The 13,987-nt window shown below is 70.3% G+C and carries 14 protein-coding genes; 3 read left to right on the top strand and 11 right to left on the bottom strand.

From position 1 onward, the window contains the following. Window positions 1-7 precede the first annotated feature (7 nt). The 7 genes from ACT80S_RS05870 to orn form a co-directional block, all read right to left on the bottom strand. Complete coding sequence (locus ACT80S_RS05870; RefSeq protein WP_377413801.1) at window positions 8-1,195, bottom strand: ABC transporter substrate-binding protein; 1,188 nt, start codon at window positions 1,193-1,195, stop codon at window positions 8-10. 40 nt (window positions 1,196-1,235) lie between these two features. Continuing rightward, window positions 1,236-2,276 carry a branched-chain amino acid ABC transporter permease gene (locus ACT80S_RS05865; RefSeq protein ID WP_377413799.1) on the bottom strand — a complete coding sequence of 347 codons (1,041 nt, stop codon included), beginning with the start codon at window positions 2,274-2,276 and terminating at the stop codon, window positions 1,236-1,238. Window position 2,277: 1 nt separating this feature from the next. Next, a complete protein-coding gene (locus ACT80S_RS05860; protein ID WP_377413796.1) occupies window positions 2,278-3,162 on the bottom strand; it encodes a branched-chain amino acid ABC transporter permease in 885 nt (294 codons plus the stop codon). Between the two features lie 82 nt (window positions 3,163-3,244). Next, window positions 3,245-4,081, bottom strand: a complete 837-nt coding sequence (locus ACT80S_RS05855; protein WP_377413899.1) for an ABC transporter ATP-binding protein — start codon at window positions 4,079-4,081, stop codon at window positions 3,245-3,247. A 179-nt stretch (window positions 4,082-4,260) separates the two neighbouring features. Further along, the gene (locus ACT80S_RS05850) at window positions 4,261-5,229 is read right to left on the bottom strand and encodes a tripartite tricarboxylate transporter substrate binding protein (RefSeq protein WP_377413794.1); all 969 of its coding nucleotides are present in this window, start codon (window positions 5,227-5,229) and stop codon (window positions 4,261-4,263) included. Between the two features lie 240 nt (window positions 5,230-5,469). Continuing rightward, window positions 5,470-7,356, bottom strand: a complete 1,887-nt coding sequence (locus ACT80S_RS05845) for a DEAD/DEAH box helicase (protein WP_377413791.1) — start codon at window positions 7,354-7,356, stop codon at window positions 5,470-5,472. A 228-nt stretch (window positions 7,357-7,584) separates the two neighbouring features. Beyond that, the gene (orn, locus tag ACT80S_RS05840; RefSeq protein WP_377413788.1) at window positions 7,585-8,187 is read right to left on the bottom strand and encodes an oligoribonuclease; all 603 of its coding nucleotides are present in this window, start codon (window positions 8,185-8,187) and stop codon (window positions 7,585-7,587) included. Between the two features lie 41 nt (window positions 8,188-8,228). Between orn and ACT80S_RS05835 the strand changes: the two genes are divergently transcribed. From ACT80S_RS05835 to rsgA, 3 genes are read left to right on the top strand one after another with little or no spacing between them, the layout of a single operon-like run. Next, window positions 8,229-9,503, top strand: coding sequence for a M48 family metallopeptidase (locus tag ACT80S_RS05835; RefSeq protein WP_377413786.1), 1,275 nt, complete (start codon window positions 8,229-8,231; stop codon window positions 9,501-9,503). Next, window positions 9,500-9,838 carry a 4a-hydroxytetrahydrobiopterin dehydratase gene (locus tag ACT80S_RS05830; protein WP_377413784.1) on the top strand — a complete coding sequence of 113 codons (339 nt, stop codon included), beginning with the start codon at window positions 9,500-9,502 and terminating at the stop codon, window positions 9,836-9,838. The genes ACT80S_RS05835 and ACT80S_RS05830 overlap by 4 nt, the downstream gene beginning before the upstream one ends. Before the next feature lie 36 nt (window positions 9,839-9,874). Beyond that, complete coding sequence (gene rsgA / locus ACT80S_RS05825) at window positions 9,875-10,792, top strand: ribosome small subunit-dependent GTPase A (protein WP_377413782.1); 918 nt, start codon at window positions 9,875-9,877, stop codon at window positions 10,790-10,792. Between the two features lie 19 nt (window positions 10,793-10,811). Here the strand turns inward: rsgA and ACT80S_RS05820 are convergent, their stop codons facing one another. The 4 genes from ACT80S_RS05820 to trmD form a co-directional block, all read right to left on the bottom strand. Continuing rightward, window positions 10,812-11,795 (bottom strand): CobD/CbiB family protein, encoded by a 984-nt coding sequence (locus tag ACT80S_RS05820; protein WP_377413779.1) that lies wholly within the window; start codon window positions 11,793-11,795, stop codon window positions 10,812-10,814. Between the two features lie 129 nt (window positions 11,796-11,924). Continuing rightward, entirely contained in the window at window positions 11,925-12,638 is a 714-nt protein-coding gene (locus ACT80S_RS05815) for a CoA pyrophosphatase (protein WP_377413776.1), read from the bottom strand. 107 nt (window positions 12,639-12,745) lie between these two features. Beyond that, window positions 12,746-13,126: a 50S ribosomal protein L19 gene (gene rplS, locus ACT80S_RS05810; protein WP_377413773.1), complete on the bottom strand. Its 381-nt coding sequence runs from the start codon at window positions 13,124-13,126 to the stop codon at window positions 12,746-12,748. Window positions 13,127-13,217: 91 nt separating this feature from the next. Then, window positions 13,218-13,976: a tRNA (guanosine(37)-N1)-methyltransferase TrmD gene (gene trmD, locus ACT80S_RS05805; protein WP_377413770.1), complete on the bottom strand. Its 759-nt coding sequence runs from the start codon at window positions 13,974-13,976 to the stop codon at window positions 13,218-13,220. Between the last annotated feature and the right edge of the window lie 11 nt (window positions 13,977-13,987).

Here is a 13,987-nt window from a genome sequence, read left to right as displayed (position 1 = left end):
CCGGGGCTCAGAGGCTGATCCAGTCGGACACCGGCAGCATCTTCTGCTGCTTGAAGTCCGCCTTGTAGACGCGGCCCACCGGGATGGAGTTGCCGCGGATCGACAGCGGCACGCCGATGATGCCGCCGGTGTCGAAGTTGCGGATGGAGCTCAGCGCCGTCTTGAGGTTGCGGCCATTGAGCTCGTTGCCCGCGTCCAGGCAGCGGCGCGCGGCCTCCGTGAGCAGCATGGCGGCCAGGAAGCCCTGCATGTAGGCCGTGCTCTGGTACTCGGGGCGCATCTTGCGGATGCGTTCCAGCATCGGCGCCTTGCCCTCGGTGTCGTAGTAGTAGCGATAGGGCATCACGCCCATGAAGCCGTCGGCGTTCGCGCCCATGCGCATGACCGTGGAGTTGTCCATGCTCCAGAAGGTGCCCATGAACTGCGACTGGATGCCCTGCGCCCGCGACTGGTTGATGAATTCGGGGATGGGCGCCGAGACGTAGCCGTGGAAGATGGTGAAGTCCGGCGCGGCGCGGCGCAGCTTGATCACCTCGGTGGACACGTCCACGCTGCCCGGGGGCGTGACGATCTCCAGCGCCAGGTTCAGGCCCAGGCGCTTGGTGTCGGCGCGGGCGGCCTCCACCGGGTCGCGGCCGAACTCGGTGTCGGAGTAGACCAGGGCCACCTTGGCGCCCGGCTTGGTCTTGGCGATGTACTGCAGCAGGATGCCCACCATCTCGCTGTAGTCGGGGCCCACCATGAACTGCAGCGGGTACTTCTGCGCGTTGGTGATCTCCTTGGCGAAGGAGGCGCCGGTCATGATCATGGAGCCCATGCGCTCCACCTCGGGGTTGACCGTCTTCACGAAGCCGGTGGAGTCGGCGTAGTACAGGTGCACCTTCTCCTGGCTGGTGATCTTCTTGAACACCGCCATCGACTGGTCGACCTTGTAGGCGGTGTCCTCCGCCACGTAGCGCACCTTGCGGCCCTTGATGCCGCCCTGGCCGTTGAGGATGGACAGGTAGTCCTTGATGCCCGCGTCGATGCCGATGCCGGCAAAGGCGAACACGCCCGTCATCGGCACCGAGGCGCCCAGGACGATGTCCTCCTTCGAGGCGGCGGCCCCCTTGGCCTGCGCGCGCGCGGCCAGCGGGAGGGCGGCGGAGGCGGCGGCCGCGAGGGCGCCGGTGAGGAGTTTGCGCTTGTCGATCATGGGGAGTCTCCTTGCGAGTGGAAGCAGGTCGGGGGGCGGATCAGGTCCGGAAGGGCCACAGGTGGAACGCGCGGCGCACGCGCCGCCAGACTTCGGCCAGGCCCAGCGGCTCGAAGACCAGGAACAGGATGATCAGCGCGCCGAACACGATGGTGCGCACCGGCGACAGGTACATCAGGGTGTTGCCCGAGAGCGGCAGCCAGCCCATGACCAGCTTGAGGACCTCGGGGACCAGGGTCATGAACACCGCGCCGAGGATGCCCCCGAGCACCGAGCCCATGCCGCCGACGATGACCGCGGCGAGGAAGAAGATGGACATCACCAGCGGGAAGCTCTCGGGCGTGATGGCGCGGAAGAAGTAGGCGAACAGGCCGCCGGCCACGCCGGCATAGAACGAGGAGATGGCGAAGGACAGCAGCTTGTAGCGAAGCAGCGGGATGCCCAGCACCTCGGCCGAGATGTCGCGGTCGCGGATGGCGATGAAGGCGCGGCCGATGCGGGTGCGAAACAGGTTGGCCGCGCCGAGCAGCAGCAGCGCGGTGACCGGCACCACCAGCCAGTAGAAGCGGAAGGAGTTGTCCAGGTCCACGCCGAACACGTTCGCGGGCTTGACGGTCAGGCCCGCCGGCCCGCCCGTGAACGAGGCGAAGTGGCTGAAGACGAAGTGCGCCAGCACGCCGGCCGCGATGGTGGCGATGGCCAGGTACAGGCCCTTGACCCGCAGCGAGGGCAGGCCCACGACGATGCCGCAGGCCGTGGACACGCAGCCCGCGGCCAGCAGCGCGGGCAGCGCGCTGATTCCCCAGCGCGCCTGCACGATGGCCACCGTGTAGGCGCCGATGCCCATGAAGGCCGCCTGCCCCAGGCTCACCAGGCCGGTGTAGCCGGTGAGGAGGTTCAGGCCGGTGGCGCTGGCCACGTTGATCGCCACCAGGCAGGCCAGGTACAGCCAGTACTCGCTGGCGACGAAGGGGAAGACCGCCAGCACCACCCCCAGCGCCGCCACCCAGGCGCGCTGGGTCGGGCTGTCGAACAGCGCCGCGTCGGCGGCGTAGGTCTGCTTGGCCGAGCCGATCCTCATCTCACAACCTCTCGATCTCGTGGGTGCCGAACAGGCCGTAGGGCCGCACCAGCAGGATCACCACCAGCAAGCTGAAGGTGGCCAGCAGGCGGTACTCGCCGCCCAGGTAGAAGGCGGCCATCGACTCGATCACGCCGACCACCAGGCCGCCCACCAGCGCGCCGGGCACGCTGTCCAGGCCGCCGAAGATCACCACCACCAGCACCGACAGCCCGAACACGCCCATGGCCGACGAGATGCCGCCGATGGAGCCGACCACGATGCCGGCGACGGCGGCGATCATGGCCGCCGCGGTCCAGGCCAGGGAGAACACCCGCGGCACGTTGATGCCCATGGAGTAGGCGGCCGCCTGGTCGGAGGCGGTGGCGCGCAGGGCCACGCCGCCGCGCCAGTAGCGCAGCGCCAGGATGGCCGCCGCGATCAGCAGCGCCGCGGCGCAGAAGCCCCAGAACACCTTGGCGGAGACCAGCGCCTCGCCGACCATCACCGGCGCCTGCGGGAAGAACTCGGGCAGGCGCTGCTGGTCGGCCGTCCAGATGAACTCGACCAGGCCCACCAGGATGGACGACAGGCCCACCGTGACCATGAAGGTGGAGATCGGCGACTCGCCCAGCATCGGCCGGATCGCGGCGCGCTCCATCAGGGCGCCGGCCGCGCCCGAGAGCAGCACCGACAGCGGGATCGCCGCCCAGACCGGCAGCGCCAGGCCGGCGCTGAAGGCGAAGAACAGGTAGGCGCCCAGCATCATCATCTCGCCGATGGCGATGTTCACCACGCGGGTGGCCTTGTAGATGATCACGAAGGCCAGGCCGGCCAGGGCGTAGAGCCCGCCCGAGCCGAGGCCGGCGAGCACGATCTCGAAGATCAGCCAGGGGTCGAAGCTCATGGGCGTCCCCACACCCGGCGCTGCGTGTCCGCGCAGCCCCCCGAGGGGGCGCGCGCCTGCCCGGGGCGGCCCGGCGCGGCGCTCATGCCGCCACCCCCACGCGGCCCGCAGTCCCGCGGAATCGCGCGCGCAGCTGCTGCACGTCCCCCGAACCCAGGTAGGCCTTGACCACCTCCGGGTTGGCCTGCACCTGGGCCGGCAGGCCGTCGGCGATGACCTGGCCGAAGTTCAGCACCACGACGTGGTCGGACAGGTCCATCACCATGCCCATGTCGTGTTCGACCATGAGCACGGTCACGCCCCATTCGCGCCGCACCTCGAGGATGAAGCGCGCCATGTCCTCGGTCTCCTCGCGGTTCATGCCGGCGACGGGCTCGTCCAGCAGCAGCAGGCGCGGGCGCATGGCCAGCGCGCGGGCCAGCTCGACGCGCTTTTGCAGGCCGTAGGAGAGCGAGGCGACCGGGGCCTTGCGGATATGGTCGATCTCGAGGAAGTCGATGATGCGCTCCTCGATCTCGGCGCGCAGGCGCTCCTCCTCGCGGCGCGCGGCGGGCGTGTAGAACAGCGCCTGCAGCGGGTTGGTGCGCAGGTGGCAGTGGCGCCCGAGCTTGATGTTGTCCAGGACCGTGAGGCCGCGGAACAGCGCGATGTTCTGGAAGCTGCGCGCCAGGCCCATCGCGGCGCGGCGCGGGGGCGCGGCCCGGGTGATGTCCTGGCCGTCGAACAGCACCTGGCCGGCGCTGGGGCGGTAGAAGCCGGAGATGGTGTTGAACACCGAGGTCTTGCCCGCGCCGTTGGGGCCGATCACCGAGGTGATGCTGCCCGGCGCAACCTGGAAACTGACCTGGTTCAGGGCCTTGACGCCGCCGAAGGCCAGCGTGAGCCCCTGCACCTCGAGCAACGGCGTGCCCGCGACCATCTCCATCCTGTCTCCTTGGAGGCCCGCGGGGCGGCCCGGAAGGGGCCGCATTGTTCTACTCGCGGGTAACTTCCTGAATTACAGGTAGAAATGCACAGCGGTGCAACGGGTCGGCGGCCGGTGTTTTCCCTGGGTTGCCGCCGCCACCCGATCCCGGCAGGCGCCGGGACGCGGGCCGGTCAGTCGACGCTGGCGCCGGAGGCGCGCACCACCGCGCTCCACTTGACGATGTCGGCACGCAGGATGGCGCCGAACTCCTGGGGCGAGGTGAGGTACGGGTCGGCGCCCTGCCCGGCGAACTTCTCGGCGACGTCCTTGGCGCGCAGGGCCTCGTTCACGTCGGCGTTGATGCGGCGCACGATGTCGGCGGGCACCTTGGCCGGCGCGAACAGGCCGAACCAGGGCGTGACGTCGAATTCCTTGAAGCCGGCCTCGGCGATGGTGGGGATGGTCGGGAACGAGGCCGAGCGCTTCGCGCTGGTCACCGCCAGCGGCAGGACCTGGCCGCTCTTGATGGTGCCGGCCACCGAGGGCAGGCTGGTGAAGACCACGTTGATCTGGCCGCCCATGAGGTCCTGCAGCGCGGGCGCCGCGCCGCGGTACGGCACGTGCGTGAGCTTGACGCCGGCGGCGGCATTGAACATCTCGCCGAGCAGGTGGTTCACCGAGCCGTTGCCGGCGGAGCCGTAGGTCAGGTTGCCGCGGCGCGCGGCGGCGACCAGGTCGGGGATGGACTTGATGCCGGCGTCGGGCTTGGCGATGGCCACGAAGGGCAGCGTGGCCACGGTGGCGACCGGCGCGAAGTCCTTCTCCGGGTCGAAGGGCAGCTTCTTGTACAGGGAGCCGTTGATGGCGTGCGAGCCGACATAGCTCATGAGGAGCGTGTAGCCGTCGGCGGGCGCATTGGCGACGAACTCCATGCCGACGTTGCCGCCGGCGCCGGCGCGGTTCTCGATGACCACCGGCTGCTTCCACTTGTCCGAGAGCTTCTGGCCGATGATGCGCGCGAGCGCGTCGGAGGCGCCGCCCGGGGTCTGGGGCACGACGATCTTGACGGCGCGGCCGGGGAAATCCTGGGCGTGGGCGGCGAAGCCGGCGACGGCGAGCGCCGCTGCCAGCGCGGCGCGGCGGGTGATGGGGGTGAACATGGGGGGTTTCCTCTCAGGGGCGCGCGCGCGGGGGCGCCGCGCGCGCGTTGTCTCTCGATTCCGGTGGGCGGCTATTGTGGTCGGAAGCCGCCCGGGCGGCGGGGCGGATGCAGTCATGTGCGCGACACCTCGGGGTCAGGTCTTGCAGCAACGCGGCCGCTGAGCCCGGACGAAAAAAGGGCCCCTCGTCGAGGGGCCCCTGGCGTGAGTCGGACGCGTCGCGCGTCCAACGTCAGGCGATCAGCGCACCGGCTTGTACGCGCGCTTCTTGGCGTCGCGCGGCACGAAGACCTTGCCGCCGTTGCCCGGGCGGGCGAAGTCGCCACGCGGGGGCTGGCCGGCGAAGTCGCCACGGGGCGCCGGGCGGCCGGCGAAGTCGCCGCGCGGGGCCGGGCGGCCGAAGCCCTGGGCGGGCTGGCGGTCCCACGGCGTGCCGCCGCGGCGGTCGTCGCCACCGCGGAAGTCGTTGTTGCCGCGGAAGTCGCCGCCACGGGAGTCACCGCCGCGGAAATCCTGGCCGCCACGGAAGTCCTGGCCGCCGCGGAAATCGCCGTTGCCCCGGATGTCGTTGCGGAAATCGCCGCCGCCACGGCGGTCGTCACGGCGCTCACCGCCGAAGTCGCCGAAACCGGACTTGCGGCCGTAGCCGTTGCGGTCGAAGTCGCCACCGCGCTTGGCGAAGTGGCCACCGCCACCGCCATGGCCGCGGCCCGGGCCGCCACGGCCCTTGCCGCCGAAGCCCGGCTGCGGCGCGCGCGGGGCGCGCTGCTGGGGCTCCAGGCCCGGGATCTCCTCGGCCTTGAACGGCTGCTTGGTGTAGCCCTCGATGTCGAAGATCTTGAAGCGGTCGCGGAACTCGGCGAACGTCACGGCCAGGCCGTCGCGGCCGGCGCGGCCGGTGCGGCCGATGCGGTGGGTGTAGTCCTCGCTCTTCATCGGCAGGCCGAAGTTGAAGACGTGGGTGATGGTGGGCACGTCGATGCCGCGCGCGGCGACGTCGGTGGCCACCAGGATCTGCACCTGGCCGTTGCGCAGCGCCATCAGGCGGCGATTGCGCAGGCCCTGGCTCAGGGCGCCGTGCAGGGCGACGGCGGAGAAGCCGTCCTGCTGCAGGTCGTTGGCCAGGCCGTCGCACTCGACCTGGGTGGAAGCGAACACGATCGCCTGGTCGATCGAGGTGTCACGCAGCCAGTGGTCCAGCATCTTGCGCTTGTGGGCGGCGTTGTCGGCCCAGAACAGCACCTGCTTGATGTTGGCGTGCTTCTCCTGCGGCGAGGCGATTTCCACGCGCTGGGGCTCGCGCATCACGCGGGCGGCCAGCTGCTGGATGCGCGGCGCGAAGGTGGCGCTGAACATCATGGTCTGGTGGCGCTCGATGGTGAGCTGGTTGACTTCGGCCAGGTCGTCGGCGAAGCCCAGGTCCAGCATGCGGTCGGCTTCGTCCACGACCAGGAATTTCACCTTGTCCAGCTTGATCTGCATGGAACGCTGCAGGTCCAGCAGGCGGCCCGGGGTGGCGACCACCAGGTTGGCGTTCTGCAGGCGCGCGATCTGCACCTGGTAGGGCATGCCGCCGACCACGTTAGCGATGCGCAGGCCGCGGCAATGCTTCACGAGCTCGATGGCGTCATGCGCCACCTGCTGCGCCAGCTCGCGCGTGGGGCACAGCACCAGGGCGCCGGGCTGGGCCGCCTTGAAGTGGCGCGGGTCGGTGGGGTTGCGGCGCTTGCGCTTGGGCGGCTCCTCGCCGCGGGCGGCAGCCTCATCGGCCAGGCGCTTGGCCTCGGCGCGCTCGGCGGCCTCGGCCTCGGCCTGCTGCTGGATCAGGGTGTGCAGCACGGGCAGCAGGAAGGCGGCGGTCTTGCCGCTGCCGGTCTGGCTGGAGACCATCAGGTCGATGAACTTGGCGGACTCGCCCTCCTCGGAGTTGTCCATGGCCAGGGGAATGGCCTTTTCCTGCACCGCGGTCGGCTGGGTGTAGCCCAGGTCCTCGATGGCGCGGAGCAGCTCGGGCTCCAGGCCCAGCTTGGCGAAGCCATTGGGCAGGGCGGGCGCGTCGGTCGTGGCGGGCGCGGAAATGATGTCGGCAGGCGCGAACTCGCCCTGCACTGCGAGAGTGTCGGTCATGAATTTCTACAAAAGGGGACGCGCCGGCCCGTGGGGCTGGCGGAGTCGCCGATGGTCAGGAAACATCAACCATCAAACGACGTACGAGCGGGTGCTTCAGGGAAGTGGCTCGCTGGCTCTTTCGGTGAGCCTGTGCATGAAGGGAGATGCAAGAAAACGCCGGCCATGCGGGCCGGCGATGCGCGAATTATCGCATGGCAGGGTTATCCCTGCCAAGCCCCTGCCCCTTCAGGCCGTGAGGCGAAGGAAATGCTCGCGGTAATGCACCAGTTCGTCGATGGACTCGTGCACGTCGGCCAGCGCGGTGTGGGCCTGGCGCTTCTTGAAGCCCTCGTAGACCTCGGGCCGCCAGCGGCGCGAGAGCTCCTTGAGGGTGGAGACATCGAGGTTGCGGTAGTGGAAGAACGCCTCCAGCCGGGGCATGTACTTCACCAGGAAGCGGCGGTCCTGGCCGATGGTGTTGCCGCACAGGGGGCTGGCGTTCTTCGGCACGTACTTCAGCAGGAACTCGATCAGCGCCGCCTCGGCCTGGGCCTCGTCGATGGTGGAGGCCTTCACCCGGTCGGTCAGGCCGCTCTTGCCGTGGGTGCCCTTGTTCCAGGCATCCATCTTGTCCAGCTGGGCATCGGTCTGGTGGATGGCGAAGACCGGGCCTTCGACGCGCGGCTCCAGGTGCGGGCCGGTGACGACGACGGCGATCTCGATGATGCGGTCGACCTCCGGGTCCAGGCCGGTCATCTCGCAATCGAGCCAGACCAGGTTCTGGTCGCTCTTGGCCAGCGCGGGTGCCGCGGCCGGGGTGGGCGTTTCGTTGGCAGGGGTGTCGGACATGGCCCCGATTGTCCCTCATGCCCGCGGCTAAACTCCTCGCGATGTCCGCGTCGTACCTGCTCACCCTCGCCTTCGCCGCCGCCCTGCTCCTGGGCCTGGCCACCAAGTACTGGCTGGCCGCGCGCCAGGTGCGGCATGTGGCGGGCCACCGCGCCGCCGTGCCGGCGCCCTTCGCCGCCACCGTGCCCCTGGCCTCGCACCAGAAGGCCGCCGATTACACCCTGGCCAAGGCCCGCGTCGACCTGCTCGAGATGGCGGTGGGCGCCGCCCTCCTCCTCGGGTGGACGCTGCTGGGAGGCCTGGACCTCCTGAACCAGGCCCTGCTCGCCGCCCTCGGCCCCGGCATGGGCCAGCAGCTGGCCCTGCTGGCCGCCTTCGCCGTCGTCAGCGGCCTGCTGGACCTGCCCTTCGCCTGGTACCGCACCTTCGTCGTGGAGGAGCGCTTCGGCTTCAACAAGATGACCCTGGGCCTGTGGCTGGCCGACCTGGCCAAGGGCGCGCTGGTGGGCGCGGTGATCGGCCTGCCGATCGCCGCCCTGATCCTCTGGCTCATGGGCGCGGCCGGCCCGGCCTGGTGGCTATGGGCCTGGTGCACCTGGATGGGGTTCAACCTGCTGCTGCTGGTGGTCTACCCCACCTTCATCGCGCCGATCTTCAACAAGTTCAAGCCGCTGGAGGACGAGGCCCTGGCCGCCCGTGTCACCGCGCTGATGAAGCGCTGCGGCTTTTCCGCCAAGGGCCTGTTCGTCATGGACGGCAGCCGCCGCAGCGCCCATGCCAACGCCTACTTCACCGGCTTCGGCGCGGCCAAGCGCGTGGTGTTCTACGACACCCTGCTGGCGCGCCTGTCGCCCGGCGAGGTGGACGCGGTGCTGGCCCACGAGCTGGGGCATTTCAAGCACCGGCACATCATCAAGCGCATCGTCGCCCTGTTCGCGATGAGCCTGGCGGGCTTCGCGCTGCTCGGGTGGCTGTCCAGCCAGGTGTGGTTCTACACCGGGCTGGGGGTGCGCCCCAGCCTCACCGGCGCGAACGACGCGCTGGCGCTGCTGCTTTTCCTGCTGGCGGTGCCGGTGTTCTCGTTCTTCATCTCGCCGCTGCTGGCGATGATGTCGCGCCGCCACGAGTTCGAGGCCGACGCCTACGCCGTCGCCCACACCAACGGCCATGACCTGGCTGCGGCCCTGCTGAAGCTGTACGAGGACAACGCCTCGACGCTCACGCCGGACCCGGTCTTCGTCGGGTTCTACTACTCCCACCCGCCCGCCGCGCAGCGGCTGGCCCGGCTGGGGCTGAGGCTGGAGGAGGCCGCATGACGACATCGATGCTGCGCAAGAAGGACTGGTCGAAGGTGAAGCGCCGCGCGTTCACGCCCACCGAGCTGGTCACCCGCCTGATCACCGCGCCGGGCTGGAAGCTCGCCGGCGACGGCGACCAGGTGGCGATCGAGAAGACCTTCACCTTCGCCAACTACCACGAGACCCTGGCCTTCGTGAACGCGGTCGCCTTCATCGCCCACACGCAGGACCACCACCCCGACCTGTCCGTCCACTACAGCCGCTGCGTCGTGCGGTTCAACACGCACGACGTGGGCGGCATCTCCGAGTCCGATTTCGATTGCGCGGCGATGGTCGACGCGCTGGTCGCATGAAGGCCGGCATGCAGGCCCCGATGAAGGCGGTCCCCCTTGCCTGAGCGCGCCACCCTGGACCGCGGCCTGGTGGTCGCCAGCCACGGCCGCCACGTGCTGGTGGAGACGCCCGAGGGCGAGCGCCTGATCTGCCACCCCCGCGGCAAGAAGAACCAGGCCGTGGTCGGCGACCGCGTGCTCTGGCAAGGCAGCCACGACGAGGGCACGATCGAGAAGATCGAGGAGCGGCGCAACCTGTTCTACCGGCAGGACGAGATCCGCACCAAGTCCTTCGCGGCCAACCTCGACCAGGTGCTGGTGCTGATCGCCGCCGAGCCCGAGTTCTCCGAGGCGCAGCTCACGCGCGCCCTGATCGCCGCCGAGGCCGCCGGCATCACGCCCCTGATCGCCCTGAACAAGAGCGACCTGGTCGAGCCCTTCGAGCGGGCCTGGGGCCGGCTGCTGCCGTACCAGCGCATGCACTACGGGGTGATGCCGCTGTCGCTGCGGCTGTCCGGCGAGGTGGACCGCGAGCACCTGATGCGCCACCTGCAAGGCAAGACCACCCTGGTGCTGGGCCCCTCCGGATCGGGCAAGAGCACGCTGATCAACCTGCTGGTGCCCGGCGCGCTCGCCGAGACCGGCGAGATCTCGAAGGCGCTGAACTCGGGCAAGCACACCACGACCAGCACCACCTGGTACTGGGTCGACCAAGGCCGCACGACCGCGCTGATCGACTCGCCCGGCTTCCAGGAATTCGGCCTGCACCACATCGAGCCGACGCAGCTCGCCGGCCTGATGCCCGACCTGCGCCGGCACCTGGGCGAGTGCCGCTTCTACAACTGCACCCACCTGCACGAGCCGGGCTGCGGGGTGATGGCGCATGTCGGCGCCGAGGGCGAAGGGGCCATCAGCCCCAACCGGCACCGCCTCTACGGCGAGCTGTTCTCGGAGCTGTCGCAGCCCCGCTGGTGAGGCCTGCGGCGCCGGCCGTTCACCCGATCAGGCGGGCGAACGTGAGCAGCGCCAGCAGCACCATCCACAGCACCACCGAGCGCCACACCAGGCCCACGATGCTGCGCAGGTGGCCGGGCTCGGCCTCGCGGCCCGGGGTGCTCTCGCTGTCCGCGGGCAGCACGTCGGCGGCCATGTAGCCCGGCGCGCTGGGCGAGGCGAAGGCGGAGCGCAGGGCCTCGCCGCCCAGGCGCACGTTGACCGCGCCCGAGGTGGCAGCCAGGATCACGCCGTCGTTGTCGTTGGGGAAGCGCTGCGCGTGGTTGCGCCAGCAGTCGATGGCCTCCTCGAAGCTGCCGACCACCGCGAAGGCCATGGCGGTCATGCGCGCCGGCAGCCAGTCGATCGCGTGCCAGGCGCGCACCGAGGCCTCCTGCAGCCAGGGGCTCACCGGCTGGCTGCGGCGCGGGCTGGGCCAGTAGCGGCCGGCGAATTCGGCCATGCGATAGAGGATGGCGCCCGCGGGCCCGAAGCCGATGGCCGCAAGCACCGAGAACCAGGCCAGCACGCCGAAGACATGGCGGTGGGCGGCCAGCACGGAGTATTCGATGACATGCCGCAGCAGCTCGCTGCGGGGCAGGTCCGCCACCTCGACCTGCTGCCACTGCGCCAGCAGCTCGCGGGCCTGGGCCTCGTCGCCGGCGTCCAGCGCATCGCGGATGGCGGTGAAGTGGTGGCTGAACTGGCGGAAGCCCAGGGTGTAGTAGCCCACCACCACGCTCCACACCAGGGCCAGCGGCCAGCCGAGGAACGCCAGCAGCAGCCAGTGCACGCCCGCCGCCGCGAGGGTGGGGAGCAGCACCGCCATCGACCAGCAGACCCAGCCATGGTGCGGCTTGCCGGCGTCGAAGTTGCGGCTCACCCAGCGCGCCCACTGCCGCAGCCCCCCGTGCACCGGGTTGTGGCGGGCCAGGGGCCGCACCTGCTCGATGAGCAACGCGAACAGGATGGCGAAGAAACTCATCCCGGCATGATAGCCCGGGGGGCCGGGCCGCCGCCCCGGGAGAACCTCAGGCCGCGGCCGGCCGGAGCCGGCCCGCGCGTGGCAGGCCCTGCGGGGCCAGGAGGCCGCCTCGGGCCGCCTCGGGCCGCCTCAGGCCGCGAGGAAGCGGTACAGGTTGCGCAGCATGCCGGCCGTGGCGCCCCAGATGAAGCGCTCGGTCGGCCCGTCCTGCCAAGGCATGGAGAAGAACTCGCGCGGCCGGCCCATGACGTCGACCGTGTGGCGCCGGTGGTGGGCCGGGTCCATCAGGAAGGCCAGCGGCACCTCGAAGGCGTCGGCCACCTCGTCGGCATTCAGGGCGAGCTGGTGGGCGGGGTCGACCAGGGCCACCACCGGGGTGACGATGTAGCGCGTGCCGGTGGTGTAGGTGGGCAGCTCGCCGATCACCTCCACATGCACCCGCGCCAGCCCGATCTCCTCCTCGGCCTCGCGCAGCGCGGTGTCGGCGGCGTCGCGGTCGGTCTCGTCGCGCTTGCCCCCGGGCAGGGCGATCTGGCCCGAATGGGTGGACAGGTGGGCGGTGCGCAGCGTGAGCAACAGGGTGGGCTGCTCGCGCATCACCAGCGGCACCAGCACCGAGGCGTGGGCCGTCTTGCGGTCGTGGAAGCGCGGCTCCTCGCGCACCTCGGGCACCCAGGCCGGCGGCGCGGCGAATCGCGCACGCAGGGCCTGGGGCGCCAGGGCGTCCAGGGGCACGGCCGGCAGGTGCGAATCGATGCCCGACACCGGCACGGCGTGGGGATTGAAATTCGGCAGCTTGGACAGCGGGATGAATTCCGGCTGCGGTGGGGGCTGGGACGTCACGTGGGGATCCGGTTCAGGGTTGGACGAGGAGGCGCCACGGGCACAGGCAACAAAAAACCGCCGAGGGCGCGAGCCCGGCGGCGGTTTGATGTGAAGGCTGCAAGGCCTTACTGGGCGGCGGGAGCGGCCGCCTTGAAGGACAGCTTTTCCTTGATACGGGCCGACTTGCCGCTGCGGTCACGCAGGTAGTACAGCTTGGCGCGGCGCACGTCGCCGCGGCGCTTGACTTCGATGCTGGCGATCAGCGGGCTGTAGGTCTGGAAGGTACGCTCGACGCCTTCGCCGCTGGAGATCTTGCGGACGGTGAAGCCGCTGTTCAGGCCGCGATTGCGCTTGGCGATCACGACGCCTTCGTAGGCCTGCACGCGCTTGCGGTTGCCTTCAACCACGTTCACGTTGACGATCACCGTGTCGCCGGGGGCGAACTCGGGGATGTTCTTGCCAAGGCGAGCGATTTCTTCTTGCTCGAGAGTCTGGATCAGGTTCATGTTTACCTCTGGGATCTTGCCCGCGCTGCACTAGGGGCCCCGGTGGTTTCTACCTGTGGGGCGGCCGGACAGAGGATCGGAAAGCCCACCATTATAGCCCGGCCGGCAATTTCCTCAAAAAGGCCTCGTCGGCCTTGCTCAGGCGGCCAGCCTGGCGGGCCGCCTCGACCAGCTCCGGGCGCAGGCGGGCGGTGGCCTCGAGCCGGCGCTCGCGGCGCCAGCGCTCGATGTTGGCATGGTGGCCCGAGAGCAGGGCCTCGGGCACGCGCTGGCCGTTCCATTCCTCGGGGCGGGTGTAGTGGGGGCAGTCCAGCAGGCCGTCGAGCGCGGGATTGAAGCTGTCCTCCTGGTGGCTGCCGGCGTCATTGAGCACGCCGGGTTGCAGCCGGGCCACCGCGTCGAGCAGGGCCATGGCGGCCAGCTCGCCGCCCGACAGGACGAAGTCGCCCAGGCTCATCTGGGCGGTGACATGGCGGTCGATGAAGCGCTGGTCGATGCCCTCGTAGCGCCCGCACAGGAGGATGGCGCCCGGGCCCGCCGCCTCGGCCTCGACCAGGGCATGGTCGATGCGCCGGCCGATGGGGGAAAACAGCACCACCGGGCAGCCGTCCTCGCCGCGGTCGGCGCGGATGGCGGCCAGGCACTTCTCGAGCGGCTCGGCCATCATGACCATGCCGGGGCCGCCGCCGAAGGGGCGGTCGTCCACCCGGCGGTAGTTGCCCTCGGCGTGGTCGCGCGGGTTCCACAGGCGCACGTCGACCTGCCGCGACTCGTAGGCACGGCGGGTCACGCCGCTCTCGAGGAAGGGCGCGAAGAGTTCGGGGAACAGGGTGATGACGTCGAAGCGCATGGCCTCCTCAC

This window comes from Ramlibacter sp. MAHUQ-53 (assembly GCF_052600055.1).
Note: the sequence above shows the minus strand (reverse complement) of the source record. Positions and strands in the feature narration are given on the sequence as shown.

Coding starts and splice junctions, on each gene's coding strand:
- ACT80S_RS05870 (WP_377413801.1), bottom strand. CDS start 1,195: ATGATCGACAAGCGCAAACTCCTCACCGGCGCCCTCGCGGCCGCCGCC.
- ACT80S_RS05865 (WP_377413799.1), bottom strand. CDS start 2,276: ATGAGGATCGGCTCGGCCAAGCAGACCTACGCCGCCGACGCGGCGCTG.
- ACT80S_RS05860 (WP_377413796.1), bottom strand. CDS start 3,162: ATGAGCTTCGACCCCTGGCTGATCTTCGAGATCGTGCTCGCCGGCCTC.
- ACT80S_RS05855 (WP_377413899.1), bottom strand. CDS start 4,081: ATGGTCGCGGGCACGCCGTTGCTCGAGGTGCAGGGGCTCACGCTGGCC.
- ACT80S_RS05850 (WP_377413794.1), bottom strand. CDS start 5,229: ATGTTCACCCCCATCACCCGCCGCGCCGCGCTGGCAGCGGCGCTCGCC.
- ACT80S_RS05845 (WP_377413791.1), bottom strand. CDS start 7,356: ATGACCGACACTCTCGCAGTGCAGGGCGAGTTCGCGCCTGCCGACATC.
- orn (WP_377413788.1), bottom strand. CDS start 8,187: ATGTCCGACACCCCTGCCAACGAAACGCCCACCCCGGCCGCGGCACCC.
- ACT80S_RS05835 (WP_377413786.1), top strand. CDS start 8,229: ATGTCCGCGTCGTACCTGCTCACCCTCGCCTTCGCCGCCGCCCTGCTC.
- ACT80S_RS05830 (WP_377413784.1), top strand. CDS start 9,500: ATGACGACATCGATGCTGCGCAAGAAGGACTGGTCGAAGGTGAAGCGC.
- ACT80S_RS05820 (WP_377413779.1), bottom strand. CDS start 11,795: ATGAGTTTCTTCGCCATCCTGTTCGCGTTGCTCATCGAGCAGGTGCGG.
- rplS (WP_377413773.1), bottom strand. CDS start 13,126: ATGAACCTGATCCAGACTCTCGAGCAAGAAGAAATCGCTCGCCTTGGC.
- trmD (WP_377413770.1), bottom strand. CDS start 13,976: ATGCGCTTCGACGTCATCACCCTGTTCCCCGAACTCTTCGCGCCCTTC.